This window comes from Ruegeria sp. AD91A, assembly GCF_003443535.1.
Classification (GTDB): domain Bacteria; phylum Pseudomonadota; class Alphaproteobacteria; order Rhodobacterales; family Rhodobacteraceae; genus Ruegeria.
The window spans coordinates 41,817-58,808 of sequence record NZ_CP031947.1 but is presented as its reverse complement, the minus strand read 5'-3'; the positions used below and the strand labels follow the sequence as shown (position 1 = coordinate 58,808).

General features: G+C 55.4%; 12 protein-coding genes. 2 read left to right on the top strand and 10 right to left on the bottom strand.

The features are described from left to right. Window positions 1-14: 14 nt before the first annotated feature. Genes phnY through D1823_RS18755 form a run of 3 tightly spaced genes read right to left on the bottom strand, consistent with a single transcriptional unit; the run spans window position 15 to window position 3,932 of the window. Entirely contained in the window at window positions 15-1,463 is a 1,449-nt protein-coding gene (gene phnY / locus D1823_RS18765) for a phosphonoacetaldehyde dehydrogenase (protein ID WP_117874017.1), read from the bottom strand. An 18-nt stretch (window positions 1,464-1,481) separates the two neighbouring features. After that, window positions 1,482-2,726, bottom strand: coding sequence for a phosphonoacetate hydrolase (gene phnA / locus D1823_RS18760; RefSeq protein WP_117873036.1), 1,245 nt, complete (start codon window positions 2,724-2,726; stop codon window positions 1,482-1,484). A gap of 18 nt (window positions 2,727-2,744) precedes the next feature. After that, entirely contained in the window at window positions 2,745-3,932 is a 1,188-nt protein-coding gene (locus D1823_RS18755) for a 2-aminoethylphosphonate--pyruvate transaminase (RefSeq protein WP_117874015.1), read from the bottom strand. A gap of 120 nt (window positions 3,933-4,052) precedes the next feature. Here D1823_RS18755 and D1823_RS18750 point away from each other — a divergent pair, with 120 nt between their 5' ends. Beyond that, on the top strand, window positions 4,053-4,943 hold the full coding sequence (locus D1823_RS18750; RefSeq protein ID WP_117873035.1) for a LysR substrate-binding domain-containing protein: 891 nt from the start codon (window positions 4,053-4,055) through the stop codon (window positions 4,941-4,943). A gap of 25 nt (window positions 4,944-4,968) precedes the next feature. Here D1823_RS18750 and D1823_RS18745 read toward each other — a convergent pair whose 3' ends face one another. From D1823_RS18745 to glyA, 7 genes are all read right to left on the bottom strand, one after another. After that, entirely contained in the window at window positions 4,969-6,990 is a 2,022-nt protein-coding gene (locus D1823_RS18745; protein WP_117873034.1) for a putative 2-aminoethylphosphonate ABC transporter permease subunit, read from the bottom strand. Then, complete coding sequence (locus tag D1823_RS18740; RefSeq protein WP_117873033.1) at window positions 6,987-8,102, bottom strand: putative 2-aminoethylphosphonate ABC transporter ATP-binding protein; 1,116 nt, start codon at window positions 8,100-8,102, stop codon at window positions 6,987-6,989. The genes D1823_RS18745 and D1823_RS18740 overlap by 4 nt, the downstream gene beginning before the upstream one ends. A 132-nt stretch (window positions 8,103-8,234) precedes the next feature. Further along, entirely contained in the window at window positions 8,235-9,254 is a 1,020-nt protein-coding gene (locus D1823_RS18735; RefSeq protein ID WP_117873032.1) for a putative 2-aminoethylphosphonate ABC transporter substrate-binding protein, read from the bottom strand. Window positions 9,255-9,986: 732 nt separating this feature from the next. Then, entirely contained in the window at window positions 9,987-10,826 is an 840-nt protein-coding gene (locus tag D1823_RS18730) for an EamA family transporter (RefSeq protein ID WP_117873031.1), read from the bottom strand. 196 nt (window positions 10,827-11,022) lie between these two features. Next, window positions 11,023-13,485 (bottom strand): FAD-dependent oxidoreductase, encoded by a 2,463-nt coding sequence (locus tag D1823_RS18725; RefSeq protein WP_117873030.1) that lies wholly within the window; start codon window positions 13,483-13,485, stop codon window positions 11,023-11,025. Window positions 13,486-13,571: 86 nt separating this feature from the next. After that, window positions 13,572-14,327 carry a DeoR/GlpR family DNA-binding transcription regulator gene (locus D1823_RS18720; protein WP_117873029.1) on the bottom strand — a complete coding sequence of 252 codons (756 nt, stop codon included), beginning with the start codon at window positions 14,325-14,327 and terminating at the stop codon, window positions 13,572-13,574. A gap of 336 nt (window positions 14,328-14,663) precedes the next feature. After that, entirely contained in the window at window positions 14,664-15,929 is a 1,266-nt protein-coding gene (gene glyA / locus D1823_RS18715; protein ID WP_117873028.1) for a serine hydroxymethyltransferase, read from the bottom strand. 108 nt (window positions 15,930-16,037) lie between these two features. Between glyA and D1823_RS18710 the strand changes: the two genes are divergently transcribed. Beyond that, a complete protein-coding gene (locus tag D1823_RS18710; protein WP_117873027.1) occupies window positions 16,038-16,922 on the top strand; it encodes a LysR family transcriptional regulator in 885 nt (294 codons plus the stop codon). Window positions 16,923-16,992 lie beyond the last annotated feature (70 nt).

Sequence of the window (16,992 nt, the reverse complement as noted above, 5' to 3'; positions counted from 1 at the left end):
AAAAGGCGGTACGCTTAGTTAGGCCACGGCAACGAATAGGTTTTGACGTTGGTGAAAAACTTCATTGCTTCGATGACGCCTTCCTTCACCCCGTTTCCACTGTCCTTGATGCCGCCAAAGGGCGACATTTCAATGCGATAGCCCGGCTGTTCCCAGATGTTGCAGGTGCCGACGTTCAACCCGTTGATGAAAGCAATCGCCCGGTTCAGATCGTTTGTGCAGACACCCGAAGACAGGCCAAACTCGGTGCCGTTTGAAATTGCCATCACCTCTTCGTCGTTGTCCGGCACGCGAACGATCGGCACGATAGGACCAAAGGTTTCCTCCATCACCAATTCGCTGTCATGGGGCACTTTGTCGACCACGATAGGCGGCAGCAGCGCACCCTGACGGCCGGGGTGGTACAGAATTTCAGCCCCCTCTTTTTCCGCCTGAAGAACACGGTTTTCAAAAATCTCGGCGGCCTTGTCATGGATCACGCATCCCAGTTCGGTTTCCGGGTCTTGCGGATCGCCGAACTTGATCTTCTTCGCCTTCTCAAGAACCAGCGGCACAAACTTGTCGGCCACACTTTCCTGCACGAGTATGCGCTTGACCGCCGTGCAACGCTGACCGGAGTTTCCTGTAGCCCCCGCCACGGCAATTGTTGCCGCCTTGTCCAAATCGGCCTCAGTGAGGTCATTCAGAACGATCAGAGGGTCGTTGCCGCCAAGTTCCAGCGCCTGACGCTTGTAGACGCCTTTTTCGGCGATCATCTTGCCCACGGGCACACCGCCGGTAAAGGTGATGATATCGATGTGTTCATTGGTGATCATCTCGTCGCCAATGTCGCCGGGCCAACCTGTCACGACCTGGAACATCTCGGGCGGCAAGCCTGCCTCATAGAGAATGTCAGCCAGTGTCAATGCGGTCAGCGGCGTCAGTTCAGTCGGTTTGCAAACCATGCAATTGTTGGTGGCAATCGACGGCGCGATCTTGTGGCTGACCATGTTCAGCGGGTGATTGAACGGCGTGATCGCACTGATTGCTTTCACCGGCTCTCGGGTGGTGAAAATCTTGCGGGCCTTTCCGTTATGGGTCAGGTCGCAGGAAAAGATCTCACCATCATCCTTCAGTGCCTCGGCCGCCGCGAATTGATACACGTCCTGCGCGCGTTTGGTTTCGTAGATCGCATGCTGGTGACAGATCCCCAACTCCAGCGTCAGCCATTTCGCAAGATAGTCGCGCTTTTCGCCGATCAACTCGCCCGCCCGTTGCAGGATTTGGCTGCGCTCGTATCGGGTCAGCTTGGGTTTGTAATTCGCCGCAATCTCAAAAGCCCGGCGCGCATGTTCGGCTTTACCGGCTGGTACGTGACCCACGACTTCGTTGGTGTACGGGTAGAGAACGGGAACAGTGTCGTCGGTAAAGACAATCTCGCCACCGATCCGCATTCCCTCGTTACGTACTTCGATTTTCGACATGGTCTGATCTTTCATAGCTTACTGTGCCGCCGCTGTTGTTGCGTAAAAGAAGGCATCGAAATTGCGCAGCACGGGTTGGTTCGGCAGGTCGATGACGCGGTTCACGATGAAGGGAACTTCCTGTTCGGTCAAACCGCCATGGCTGCGCAACGGTTCTTTGAGCGCTGCCAGATCATGGCGATGCTCGGACGTGCCGATACAGATGTTTTCGCCGGAAACCATCACGATGTCGCCAATGCGGTCGCCTGGCAATTCGAATTGCTCGATCGCTTCGGCCTTGGTCAGCACGTGCGTAATGCCGTTGGTCGCCTTGAGCTTGCCGATGATGTCGTCCCGGTCTGCTCCGTCAGGCAAATAGGCGGTTGCGAAGGAACCCAACGCGCCATGATGCACGACGTATGGATCGGTAATCGGAAGGATGACCCGTGCCGCGTCCTTGCCCAGCCATTCGTCCATCAGGTCCTGCACGTAAACTACAGAGGGCGATCCATCCGCCAAATGCTTGGGCTTCATGCCGTGATCCGCGGTCACCACGATGGCCGCACCCAATTCATCCAGTTCGCCAAGATACCGGTCGAACATGGCATAGAAATCGAGTGCGCCTTTTTGATCGGGTGCAAACTTGTGCTGGATATAGTCGGTGGTCGACAAATACATCACGTCGGGCTTGAACTCTTTCAGCAGCTTGACGCCAGCGGCAAAGACAAATTCGGAAAGCTCTGCCGAGTAAACCTCGGGGACGTCCATGCCCAGCCATTTGCTGGCGTTGTCGATGCCGTGTTCCGCCAGCGTCGTTTCACCCGACCGTTCGGAAGAAAACGCGACCGCCCTGCCTTCGTCAAACTTCAGCCCGGCACCTAACAGCGCGCGCAGCTTGTCCTTGGCGGTTACCATCGCCACGCGAAAACCCGCGTCGTAGAACTGGGAAAAGATGGTCGGCGCACGCAGGAAGCGGACATCATTCATCATCACCTCTTCACCACTGTCTGGGTCGATGAGGTAGTTGCCACAGATTCCGTGCACGATTGGAGGACGCCCGGTGGCAATCGAAAGATTGTTGGGGTTGGTGAACGACGGGATAACGGAATGTGCCAGCCGGTCCGTGCCCTCTTCCCGCATTCGCTTGAGGTTGGGCATCAGCCCTTTCGCAATCGCGACATCGAGGTATTCAGGTTCACATCCATCAAGGCAGATGGCAATGGCGGGCACCTTCGGCGTCGGATAGACGCGCTCATTTGCTTCGACAGGAGTTTGGATAGTCATCTGTGTTTTCCTTGATGTTTAAGCGGCCAACTTGGCGCGTTCTTCCAGTGCCCGGAGAGGAGGAGCGGCACTTGTAACGCCCATTTCGTCCAGGGATTCTTTTGCTGCGTTCACAACCTTACGCATGACGTCTTCGTCCATCTGACCGATACATCCGACGCGGAAACTGTCGACGACGGTCAGCTTACCCGGGTAGATAATGAACCCTTTGTCTTTCATCAGGTTATAGAACTGATCGAATACGAACTTCTCGTCGGCGGGGCAGAAGAACGTAACGATGATCGGGCTCAGCCAACGGCTGTCCAGCAGTGTTTCGAAACCCAGTTCGCGCATCCCCGAAACCATAACGTCCCGGTTGCGGGTGTAACGTGCGCCGCGGCCGGCAACGCCGCCTTCAGCAGCGTGCGCCCGAAGCGCTTCGATGAAGGCTGCAACCACGTGCGTCGGCGGGGTAAAGCGCCATTGACCGGTCTTGTTCATGTGCGCCCACTGGGCGTGCACATCCAGAGACAGGGAATGACTGTTGCCCTTTGCGGCTTCCAGTTCGCTCTTGCGCGCCACAATGAACCCAAAGCCCGGAACGCCCTCGATGCACTTGTTTGCAGAAGATACCATGGCGTCATATCGAATATCTGTGGGCCTGAGCTCGATCGCACCAAAGGCAGACATCGAGTCTATCAACAGCTTGCGACCGGCTGCATATGTGGCCTCGGATATTTCCTCGACAGGGTTCAAGATACCCGAGCTGGTTTCGCAGTGAATGGCAACAACATGCGTGATGGCCGGGTCATCCGCGAGAATACGCGCAACCTCGTCGCCCCGTGGCGGCAGGTAATCGCCCTTGTCCAGCACGATATGGTCCCGGCCCAGGTACTGCAATGTCTGGGCTGAACGCTGCCCGTAGGCGCCATTGGCCAATACCAGCGCCTTTCCTTCCGGCGGGATGAAGGATGCCAGCATCGCCTCGACTGAAAACGATCCGCTGCCCTGCATTGGGACGCAATCAAACGCGTCAGCGCCCTCACCAAGCAGGTCCAGCAGGCTTGATCGTACTTCCCGGGTCATGGCGCGAAAGTCGTCGTCCCAGCTGCCCCAATCGCGCAACATGGCCTCTTTCACGGCATAGGACGTCGTCAATGGCCCGGGTGTCAAAAGGTATGGTTCGCCGAGGCGCGGTTGCTCGATTTTTGGATGGGATGGCGTCATTACCAGGCTCCAGAACAGCGTTTTCACAAACACCATTGCAGCAACGGTTGCTATATGTGAAATTGCAAATATCAATCTAATTATAAGTGCAGCCTATGCATTAATCATTGGGGACCGGTGATGCGGCACAGCCAGCTCAAAGCCTTTCATTACGTGGCCAAACATGGCGGGTTTTCCCGCGCGGCCGAGGCACTTTTTCTGACGCAGCCGGCGATTTCCGAACAGGTTCGAAAGCTGGAACAGGATCACGACCTGTTGTTGTTTCAGCGCGAACGAAAACGCGTGAACCTCACCCCCGAAGGCGAACAGCTTTACCAGTTCACAAAGCAGTATTTTGAGATCGAAGATCAGATCGAGGACTACCTCTCGGAAACCAAGGCCGCGATCGACGGGGAATTGCGGATCATTGCCGACTCAGCGCATCACATGACGTCTTTCCTGGGTTCGTTTCAAAAGAAGTATCCCAAAATCACCATCACCGTGCGGTCCGGAAACACCGAAGAAATTCTGGAAGAACTTCGGTCGTACAACGCAGAGATCGGCGTTGTTGGCAGCTTGTCTCCTGGCAAGGATATGGATGTGTTGAATCTGGGGTCCACTGAAATCGTGGCCTTCGCCGCGCAAGGTGTGCTTTTGGCATCCAAACCTTCGCTTTCTTTGGAAGAGTTGGCCGATCAGCCGCTAGTTTTCAGAGAGCATGGGTCAAAAACACGTCAGAAACTGGAAGAAGAAGCCGAAAGGCGCGGTATCACGTTGAATCCTGCAATCGTTGCGGAAGGGCGCGAGGCCGTTCGCGAGCTTGTAGCCTCGGGTGCGGGCATCGGATTTGTCTCTGAAGCAGAGTATGGGCACGATGATCGGTTGCGGCAAATCAAGCTGACAGGCGTGAAGTTGCAAATGGGTGAAAGCATGATTTCGCTTTCGCAACGGCGCAACGTAAAGATCATCCGAGCCTTTATGGACTTCGCCCAGCGCGCGCTGGAAGAAAAAAGCCCCGCCGCCGATACCTGATCAGCGGCGGGGCAGAGTTCTTTGACTACCTGCTTCGCCAAGCCTGAGTGCGCTTCAGAATGCCTTTTGAAGCAATCAGATGAACGATCCGGGCAGCAGCGTTGGTGTAAAAGATCATCATACCCATTGCCGCCGCCGGTGCGATATCCCCGGCATCATCCATGTTCAGCACCGCGATGGACGCAAGCGTCGTTTTGGGAGAATAAAGAAACACCACTGCCGACACGGTCGTCATCGCGTTGACGAACAAATAGATTGAGATATCCAAAACCGCTGGCAGGCAAACCGGAACCGTTACCCGTGCAAACAGCTTCATCGTTGGTTGTTTGAGCGAAGACGACACCGACTCAAATTCTCTGTCCATTTGCTTGAGCGCAGTGACGGCCGTCAGGTGCGACACGGTGTAGAAGTGGGTCACTGTACAAATCACCAAGATCGCCATCGTGCCGTAAATCCCATTCAACGGGTTGGATGGGTTGTTGAAGAAGAAGATGTACGACAGCCCCAATACCATGCCCGGGATCGCCATCGGCAGCATCGCAAACATCTGGAAAATCGACCGACCGGTTCTGAACCCGTTCGATTTTTCCACCAAGTAAGCTCCGAAGAACACAACTGTCGTGCCGATAACCGCCGTCAGCAACGCCAGTTTGATCGAGTTGAAATACGATCCCCAGCCGCCGCCGTCCATTCTGTTGAACTGATAGTTCTTGAGGCTCAGGCTCAGATCGTACGGCCAGAACTTGATCAGCGCCGCAAACTGACACACAGCCAGAAGACCGACGATGAACAGGCCGACCAAGCTGCAGTAGATCAGGAATATGCGATCAGCCTTTGGGTTTGGAGTCGGCTGATACGGCACAGAACGCGCCGAAAGCTGCGCCACCTGCTTGGACTGAACCATCCGGTCGATGGCAAATGCCAGGATGGCCGGGATGACAAGAACCACCGATACCACAGCGCCCATCTCAAAATTCTGCTGACCGATCACCTGTTTGTAAATATCCACTGCAAGCACGTTGAATTGACCGCCGATGACCTTGGGTAGACCGAAATCGGTGATCACCAGATTGAAAACAACAAAGGCCGCTGAGATCAGCCCATAGCGGGCCCCGGGTATCGTTACGGTCCAGAAGGTTCGCCATGGCGTCGACCGCAAGCTGGCAGCAGCTTCATACAGGCGCGCGTCAGATATCGCGAGCGCGGTCGATATGATCAGGAATGCGTGCGGAAAGGTAAAGAAAACCGATCCGATCACGATGCCGATGGGGCCGTAAATGCTGGCACCAAACAGCAACTCCTTGATCATCCCCTGGTTGCCGAAAAGGTAGACCAACGCGATGCCCGGCAAGAGCGACGGAACCAGGATCGGTGCCATGGCAATGAGGCGAAAAACGCCTTTGAACCGCATGCAGCTTCGGTTCAGCGCATAGGCGAACCAAAACGCCAGCGTCACCGTTACAATGGTGCTGACAACCGAAATCCAAAGAGAGTTCTTGATCGAATTGAACAGTGCCGGTGTCGAGAAGTAGTTGATGAAATTGTCCAGTCCTCGCGACTGGACCGGCCGCATTTGCACCCGGCGGAACGTGTTGGAATCAAGCTCGACCCAATCGGCGCCTTCATTCAAAGTCGACCCGACCAGAAAGCGCCCGGTATCCGTTGTGTTACGGATCTTGTACATGACCGGGCTGCGAAAGCTGAAATCAGGGAAGAGTCCGGTCACAGGCAAACGTCCGTCCGAGCCCGTCACCAGATCAGTGTCGGAAAAGACCCTCAATTGCCTGTTCAGTTCGTCAGCCGACAGGATCGTTCCATCGAATACGCCTGCATCGTCACTTACCAGAAACTCATACTGGGACAGTTCTATCCGATAGGTCGAGAACGACTTGGAGAGCATCGTGTAAAGTGGCAACGCCAACGTCACCACCAGATACAGCGCGATCACCATCATGCTTCCGCGCATCAGGATGTCGTCGCGGCTGAGCTTTGGCTTGATGTCCGGCCCGACAGGCAAGGTGCCTTGGTTGGTCGAAAGCGAGCTCATGCCTCAGCCTCCGGGACGTCAAAAGCCATAAGGCGGTTTTCGGGGAGCTCAATCACCATGCTGCGCCCTTCTTCCAGCTCAAGACGACGTACAGCGTTGATCGAGAAATCCGCGATTAGTTCCGATGATCCGAACCTCTCGTTGTTCAATCGGCAGCGCCAGAACGAACCCAGGAACTCCATCTCATCAAGCGTGACCTCTATGCAGTTCCGATTGCCACCTGTGTCCAGGTAACCAGCTTCATGAGGGATGATATCTTCGGGTCGAATAGCTGCGATGATCGGGGTCCCATCGTTGAATTTGTGGCTAAGGCAGGCAAAGGTCTTTTCCCCGACGCTCAATCGTCCGCCTTTGGTAACCTGCGACCGGATCTGGTTCATTTCACCGATAAAGTCGGCGACAAACAGATTGGCCGGCTCCCGGTAGATTTCGGTGGGAGGCCCCACCTGTTCGATCACACCATGATTCATGACCACGATCCGGTCTGCCATGGCCAGCGCTTCTTCCTGATCGTGGGTCACCATCACGGTGGTCACACCCAGCTTTCGCTGCAACTCCTTGATCTCATGCCGCAGATGAACGCGCACTTTGGCGTCCAGCGCCGATAACGGCTCATCCAGAAGCAAAAGACCCGGGTTGGTCGCGATGGCGCGGGCCAGTGCAATCCGTTGCTGCTGACCACCTGACAATTGCGCTGGATATTTCTTGCCCTGTTCCGGCAAACCAACCAGATTCAAGAGTTCGTTTACCCGAACAGCGATATCCGATTTGCTGCGGCCGGTGTTTTCAAGGCCAAAGGCGATGTTCTTTTCAATCGTCAGGTTCGGGAACAGAGCGTAGGACTGAAACACAATCCCGAAATCCCGTTCGGACGGGGGGAGATTGGATACGTCCTTGCCATCCTGCATGACCGTACCCTTTGTCTGCAAATCCAATCCGGCAATCGCCCGCAAAAGAGTGGTCTTACCGCAACCGGACGGGCCTAGAAAGCAGACAAATTCCCCTTCATTGATTTCAAGAGAGATGTCCTTGAGCGCCAGAAAGCTGCCGAACGCCTTCCACAAATTCTGGATGCTGAGATACAGTTCACCGGGTGGTGTTTTCTGAAGCACGGGAGAGGTCCTCACATCTGCACCTCGGGCACGGCCGATCCTGGCCGGTTTGAACCGGGTGAGTAAGTTGTTTGTTGGGGAACAAGAAACTGGTGTGCAGAAGAGGCACAAAAGCCTCTCCTGCTAAAGGGATTACTTCGCTTCCGACTTTCCGTCATAGCGAGACTGCCATTCCTTCAGGATTGCCGCGCGATTATTGGCGGCAAACTCAAAATCGTTTTCGATCATTGCATCCAGCAGACCGTCTGGGAAGTGCTCAACCGGCTTTGCAACACCTGGATAAGCCACGACGGCATAGCCGGTGTTGTACATCTCGTTGGCTTCCTTGGTGACCGTGAAGTCCACCAGCTTCTGTGCGGCCTCCAGATTTGCAGTGCCAGCGACAATTGCGGTGGCTTCCATGTCCCAGCCTACGCCTTCAGAAGGCACGATGATCTCAAGCGGCGCGCCGTCGGCTTTGGATTTTGCCCCGCGGAACGCGAAAGAGATGCCGATAGGGATCTCGCCTGCTGCCGCCAACTTGCAAGGTTTTGAACCTGAATGGGTGTACCGTGCAATGTTCTCGTGCAGCGCATCCATGTATTCCCAACCACCTTCTTCACCGAACATCTGCAACCAGCTGGACACATCGAGGAACCCTGTACCCGATGAATTCGGGTTGGGCATGATCACCTGATCTTTGTACATTGGGTCGGTGAGATCCTTCCAGGAAGTCGGCGGGGTCAACCCGGCCTTCTCGGCCTCGACTGTATTGTAGCAGACGGAAGCAACCCAGGCGTCCATACCGACCCAGGCAGGGGGGTTGTCGCCATCAACAAATTTTTTGTCCAGCTTTTCCACACCAGCCGGCGCATAAGGCTCCAACATACCTTCTGATTTCAGCAGCAGCAGCGACGTGGCGGCCAGGCCCCAAACAACGTCTGCCTGCGGATTATCACGTTCTGCCAGCAATTTCGCCGTAATGATGCCGGTCGAGTCGCGAACCCAATTGATCTTGATATCAGGGTGACTTTGATTGAAAGTTTCGGCGTACCGGGCCAAGTCTTCCGCCTCGACTGCGGTATAAACTGTCAATTCAGTTTCCGATGCCGCAACCGTTGCCGTTAGCGCACCTATAGTCAGAGCCGCGAGAAATGATGTCGTGTGTTTCATTGTGATCCTCTGTTGGTAATTATGTTGTTTTCGCCATTCTTACGCGGCGTTCGAACTCGATTATTATGCACCGATTGTTTGACAGCAGTTTGACAGATAAAAACGCCAATAAAAATCGATTATATCTTCGATGTCATAAGCATTACCTATAGGTGAAATTGGCAAGGCGTCAGGCCGAACAGGGCGAATTCACGAACCTGGTTTTTGCTTTTGTGCGATCTCATGGTCCATTATTCCGAACGTATCCCTATCGGCGCATCTTCCCCGTTTTAATCCATATCCAAGTGTACATGCAGCGTGCAGGCACCAATTGCGGCCAGCCGGTATGGTTTCGTACAGAGAATGGACAAACTGGACTGCCGCGAAGGCAATCTGAGGTCTGACATCCGGTTCGTCGGCTCTTCCGGATTACCAAAGGCGAGTTAAAAACCGCTGCGTTCAGAGCGTTCGGCTTCCGTATCATCCAAGACATCTTTCAAGCTTTGTCTTTTCATTGAGGCTGGGACAAAAAGGGATACCCGGCTGGCTCAACAGGCTTGTTGGCGGCAAAACGGCGGGCAAAACCAACCACGTTTCCCCAAGGTCTTCGCGGCTTGGGCCGTCCGCCACCCAACCGAAACCGCCCTACCCCACCAAATCATTGCGGAACTGGCTTATGACGATCAGCAGAACACTCAGGCATGTTTCAGGGTCTGAATTCCGCAAACTTTTCTTCGATGCCCCGAAGGACGCTCAACGTGTCATTGCAAGGATTACTATTCCGATCGCGACGATGGTCGCTGCAAGAAGCCTGTTGGATTTTGGCCCCTCACCAAACCACATCACACCAATAAGCGACGCAAAGATAACTGAGCTTTCCCGGAGGGCGGATACCACGCCCAAGGGCGCAATGGTCTTGGCATAGAGTACCAACCCGTACGCCAGCCCAGAGATGACGCCGCCTGTCAGACCCGCCCAGACATAGCGCTTGGGCAGTGCAACGAAACGCTGCCATCTGGTCGTGAAGATAAACCCGGCAACAATAATCTCGGCAACGAACAATGCTGCAATGTATCCCAACGTATTTCCGGAAAGCCGGATACCGATACCATCCACGATCGAATAGGACGCAATCATCAGACCCGTGCCAAACGCGGCCGCTACGGCGATCCAGTTTGTGTTTCTGCCCAGCCCGGCCAAGGAAAGACACCCGATCCCAACCGAGATGCAGACAATACCGGCCCATGCGATCGGCGGCAGAAACTCACCCGCAAAAATGATAGCACCCACCGTAACCAGGATTGGCGTCATCCCGCGTGAGATTGGGTACACTACCGACAGGTCACCGTGCTTGTACGCGGTGTTGAGAAACCAATAGTAACCCCAGTGAATCAGGGTCGAACCGATGATGAAGGGGACAGCTGCCCAAACCGGCAACCCGACAAAAGGCAACGCAATCAACGCAGGCACAGCGTGGCCAAGCGACACCAGCCCCAAAACCACGGCTTTGTCGGGCGCGCCTTTGACAACTGCATTCCAGAGCGCGTGCAACACGGCTGCGGTCAATACGATGAGAACTGCCTGTATTGTCATAGTGGCTCGACGATATAGGCAAGTTTTTTTTCTTTCATTACAGTTCGGCTCTCAGATAGGCCAACCCCAACGAAAGCTGATCCAACGGCAATCCATCCCAGCACAAAAGTGCTGATATCCGTGACATGCGCCGTGTCAGGTTTGATGACAGAACAGTGTTTCATCTGGATTTAGGCCAGTCGGTTACCATCGGAACCTAGCCGTCCATCTTGGGTCGTTCGTTCCCGAAATCATATGGGCTTCTTAAATGGGCTGTTGCTGAAAATCTGGTTCCGGCAAGATCAATCTCGAAACCGCCGTTCAGGATATATTCCAATGTGATGCGTTCCGGAGCGTCAAGCTGGCATAAAGCTACCGCTGCCCCCAGCGTATGGCCATACGCCGCTGAACGAACTTCTCCGATTTCAACGCCGTTACACAGGACGGCCTCGCCGCCCCAAAGCTGCTGTGCGCCATCATCCAGCACCAGCTGAACAATGCGGGTTTTCAGGTGACTGGGGTCTTCTTTCGCAGCCAGCAGCGCCTCTCTCCCGATAAAGCCGCCCGGCTTTTCGAAATCGACCGCAAAACTCAGCCCCGCCTGCAACGGTGTGATACCGGGGGTCAATTCACGGCTCCAGGCGCGGTATCCCTTTTCCAGCCGCAGCCCCTCCAGCGCATAATATCCGGCGTCGCGAATGCCGTGCTCTGCTCCGGCGCACATCAGGTCTTCATAGACACCGATGGTGAATTCAACCGGAACCACCAGTTCCCAACCCAGTTCGCCTACATAGGTCATGCGATTTGCCAACACGGTGGCGTAACCCAGGTCAATCTCCTGTACCGCGGCAAATGGGGAACCGGCATTGGACAGGTCAGCTTTGGTCAGCTTGCGGAGCACGTCGCGAGACTTTGGCCCCATCACGGCCAGCACTGACCAGGCCGAAGTGACATCCGTCAGGAATGCGTGTGCATCCTCGACGAAATTCCTGCGTATCCAATCCGCATCATGCACAGCCTGTGCCGAGCCCGTGATCAGCATGAACTCCTGATCCTTCAGGCGCAGCACGGTCAGATCAGATTCATACCCGCCGCGCTCATTCAGCAGGCCAGTGTAGATTGTGTGACCCACCGGCACATCCACATTGGCCGCACAAATCCGGTTTAGCTGGGCACAGGCATCGCGACCTTGAACCAGGAGCTTGGCAAACGAGCTCTGGTCAAAGACCGAAACCCCCTCGCGGGTATTCTTATGCTCAGTGGCAACCGCGTCATGCCAGTTCTGACGGCCAAAACTGTAATGAATCTCGGGCGCCTCACCTTCAGGCGCAAAATAATTCACCCTCTCCCAGCCCATTTTCGATCCAAATACGGCATTCTTCGCAGCCAGACGGTCATAGAGGGCAGAACGTCGGAATGGACGCGCCGAATCCAGCTCTCGGTTCGGCCAGGGCATCGCGTAATGAAGTCCCAGAGTTTCCTTGACCCGGTCATGCAGCCAAGTGGGGTTGTTGTTGAAACTGGCAAACCGGCGGATATCAACGGCAAACAGGTCCGAGGTCGGAGCCCCCTCGACAATCCACTCTGCCAGAGCGCGCCCTGCCCCGCCGGCGCTGGCAATACCCATCGAGTTGAACCCGGCGCCGATGAAGAAGTTCTTCAGTTCAGGGGCCTCTCCAAGCAGATAGTTGTTGTCGGGCGTAAAGCTCTCGGGGCCGTTGTAGAATTTGCGCACGCCGGCTTCGGCCATCTGCGGCACCCGGACCAGTGCGTTTTTCAGAAGAATCTCGAACTGGTCCCAGTCATCGGGCAGCAACTGGAAGAAGAACTTGTCAGGTATTCCATTCATTGCCCAGGGCTTGGCCTCAGGTTCGAACCCACCCAACACCAAGCCACCGGTTTCTTCCTTGAAATAGATGTAACCGTCTGGATCGCGGAGCACCGGCAGGTTAGGGGTCACACCCTCAACCTGCTCAGTCACGATATACATATGCTCGGCCGAATGCATGGGAACGTTGACGCCGCACATCTTGCCAAGTTGCCGTGCCCATTGGCCACCGCAATTGACTACGACGTCGGCCTTGATCGTGCCCTGATCAGTCACCACACCGCTTACCGCGCCATTCTCAGTCAGGATATCGGTGACCTTTATGCCCTCGATCACCTTTGCGCCGCCCATCCGTGCGCCCTTGGCCAGCGATTGAGTCAGATCGGTCGGATTTGCCTTGCCGTCCCCAGGCATCCACAACCCGCCCTTGACATCATCCACCTGCATTACCGGCCACTTGTCCTGCGCTTCCTGTGCGCTGATGACCTGAACCTCGACACCCTGCGCCCGCGCCGCCGCAGCCGTGCGCAGCAGCATGGTCATACGGTCATCTGTCCGTGCAACAGTAACCGAGCCACACTCCATCCAGCCTGTCGCGAGCCCGGTCTCTGCCTCAAGCTGCGAATAGAGCTCGGTCGAATAGCGGATCAGGTTGGTCATCGCGGGTTGGCTGCGCAACTGACCAACCAGACCGGCCGCATGCCATGTGGTGCCACAGCTCAGCTGCCCCTGCTCCAGAAGCACCACGTCACGATGCCCCATCCTGGTCAGATGATACGCAACCGAGCAGCCAATGATACCGCCTCCCACAATGACATATTGTGCGCTGTGCGGAAGTTTGGTGTCAGCCATCGGCTCGCTCCGTACTCAGGGATTCGGATTTGCTTCCACCCTATTTGCACTTTGCAAATTTTGGCAACTGCTTTCTTATTTTTGCGTTACGCTTTCACAATATCCACGGGTTGATTTTGTAACGCGCCAACTATGCTATTTGGCAACTCCTCATCCACCACCAGTGCTGCTTTCACCGGCAGCGGTTTCATCGCGATCGGACCAACCACATCGAACTTGCTGCCATCCGCCAGAATCAGTGGCCGCTGCGCCCGTTCCATCATCATGTGACGCAGGTTGGCACCTTCTAGCGAAAAGTCTGTAAACAATGCCCGAGAACTCACACCGCCGACCCCTATCAGTGCATATTCCGCATTGTACCGCGACAGGTGGTCGAGCGTGTCCAAACCCAACGTAGCATTCTCTGAAAAATCCAGCCGCCCGCCCAGCAGCGTGACTTCGGTGGCCGCTGGTGCCAGCACAGAAGCAATAGTTAAGTCGTTGGTATATATAGTAAGATTCTGGCGCACAGTCGCCAAAGCCTGCGCCGCTGCCAGTGTCGTTGACCCATTGTCAACTATCACGCTGGCCCCGTCCGGGATTACGCTGGCCACATAGGCTCCAATCCGCTTCTTACCCTCCGGGTTGGTTTGGGACCGGTCGGCCATGGAAGGTTCCTGCCTGCGCACACTGGTCGCCCCGCCCCGCACCTGATGAAGCTTGTTCTCCTGAGCCAGCTGTTCAATATCTTTGCGCACGGTTTCCCGGGATACACCAAGCCGTTCAGTCAGAGATCGGATCGAGACCGCGGGTTGGCGCGAGACTTCTTCCAGAATAATGGCGTGGCGTTCGGGTGCTAGCATTGGCCGGCCCTATGGTTTGGCATTGCACGAATATGCCAAAACTTGCCAATAGGGTCCAGCCTGAACACACAATCAGGCACGAGTTTTCGTAGCCGCCGCGGTGACGCTCACACGCAAATGGTCCAGCGCAGTTAAATGCCCTGTAACCCTAAGTTACTTTGAAAACTGCCGGATTGACCCGGATCATCGGCGTCGAGGCACCCGCTCAACCGGCAGAACGAGGTCGGATCGGGGATGACAATGGTGGCGCGGATCAAAAAACGGCTTGACCTGCACCACGAGAGCTTGATCGCAGACACAGCGTAAGGAACTGGGCCATTTCCGGGCAAGGAGTGTTTACACCGCATAGGTGGGAAATGACGCGCACAACACGGCGACTGTAGCTTTACAGCGCAGGACTGTCGCGTCAGCATCACCTGCTGCCTCAGCTTCGATCAAGTCCGCAATCACATTGCCCAACTCTTCGAACTCGGCTTCCTTCATTCCGCGGGTCGTGGCTGCGCTCACGCCCAGACGCAACCCAACCCATTCTGTCGGACGTGTGCTGTCATTGGGGATCGCGTTTTTGTTTGCCGTGATATTGGTCTTTTCCAGGACGACCTCAGCACGTTTGCCCGTGATACCCTTTGGGCTGAGATCCACGAGTACCAGGTGCGTGTCGGTGCCACCGGAAACAATACGCAAGCCCCGGGTCTGCAAGGTTTCTGCAAGTTTGGCGGCGTTGGCTTTAACCTGTGCTCCGTAATCCTTGAACTCGTCCGTAAGCGCTTCTGCGAGACAAACAGCTTTGGCTGCCAGTACCTGGCTGTGGATCGAGCCCTGAACGCCGGGGAAAACCGCAGACTGCAGCTTCTTGAACCAGTCCTCGTTGTTCGTGAGGATCAGTCCGCCACGCGGGCCACGCAGTGTTTTTGTCGTGGTGCAAGTTACAATGTCAGCGTGTGGGAAAGGCGAGGGATGCGCGCCAGCGGCGACAAGCCCGGCAATATGAGCCATGTCCACGTGGAAATGTGCGCCCACCTTCTTCGCGATTTGCCCCATGCGCTCAAAGTCGATTTCGCGCGGATAGGCAGAACCACCCGTGATCAACAGCTTTGGCTGGATTTCCTCAGCCAGTTTTTCCAGCGCATCGCAGTCAATAACTTCGGAGTCGGCATCAACACCATAGTGATGCGATTCGAACCAGCGACCCGACAGGTTGGCTTTCAGGCCGTGACTCAGGTGACCGCCAGCTGCCAGATCCAGCGACAAGACCTTGTCGCCAGGCTTGAGTAGCAGAAAGAAAACAGCAAGGTTCGCCTGGCTGCCGGAATGGGGCTGAACGTTGGCATAGTCGCACCCGAACAATTCCTTGGCGCGGTCGATTGCCGCTTGCTCGACGACGTCGACGAACTGACCACCTCCGTGGAACCGGTTACCCGGATACCCCTCAAGCGTCTTGTTGGTCATCTCATGTCCGAGGACATCGAGCACTGCACGGCTGACGATGTTTTCGGACGCGATCAGCTCAATTTGATTCTGCTGACGCTTTTTCTCGTTTGCAAGAGCTTCTGCGACGACGGGATCGGTCGTCCCGACTGGATTTTCAAAGTGCCGCGACATCCGGGCTCCTCCGATGCGTTTTGGTTTAATCCAAAATCCAGAGTTTCACTGGCGGAAGCAAATCAGTATTGCTATTTATTTGCCGCAGAAAAACTAAGGCTCAAGTAGATGTCACTTTCTCCTCGTCGTCCAAAAGGTCCACATCTCAATGCCCTGCGAGCATTTGAGGCAGCAGCTCGGCTGGGAAGTTTTGCCGCTGCGGCAGACGAGCTATCCGTTACCGCGGGCGCGATAACCCAGCACGTCAAGACCCTGGAAGCTTGGGCGGGCACCCAACTTTTTGTCCGAAATGCCCGTGGGGTTGAGATGACGGCGCTCGCCGAAGAGCTTTTGCCCGGGTTTAGCCAGGCGTTTGACCAATTGGGAATGGCTGTGCAGGAACTCCGAAGCAAGGCCTTGCCTCGGAAGGTCAAAGTTGCTGCGTTGCCGTCGATCGCGCAGTTGTGGCTGGCCCCGCGGCTTGGAAAGCTAAGGCGTATTGCTCCGGATTTGTCCGTGTCTGTTGTTGCACTCGAAACACCGCCAAACCTCGCGCGTGAACCTTTTGACATGACCCTGTTTTTTACTAGTGAGCTGATCGGAGCAAACGAAATCAGAATAGCGGAAGATGTGATTTTCCCAGTTTGCGCCCCCTCAGTCGCGGACAGATTGAATTCTGTTTCGGATCTTTCGAAGGAAACACTTCTCCATGACGGGTCGTGGGCAAATGATTGGGGCAATTGGTTGAACAGTCAGCCTGGTGGAGCAAACGTGCCGCAGACGGGAACTGTACACTCGCTATATTCTGTCGCGCTGGAGGAGGCGCGTCATGGCGGCGGCGTGTTGATGGCGCACGAAATTCTGGTACAGAACTTGCTGGACTCTGGCGATCTGGTCCGCCCTTTTTCAGCCTCGTTGAAGCTTCCGAGTGCAATGGTGGCGAAATTTACTCCATCGTTCAGCAGATCCCCCGCCTTCAACGAGTTACGATCATTTTTGCTGGCCGCGAACTGAAGAGCGGTTTCCGCAATACGGTTGCTACCGCCAATAAGGCACCGCTTCGCCTCACAAACTCAGTTGGTCG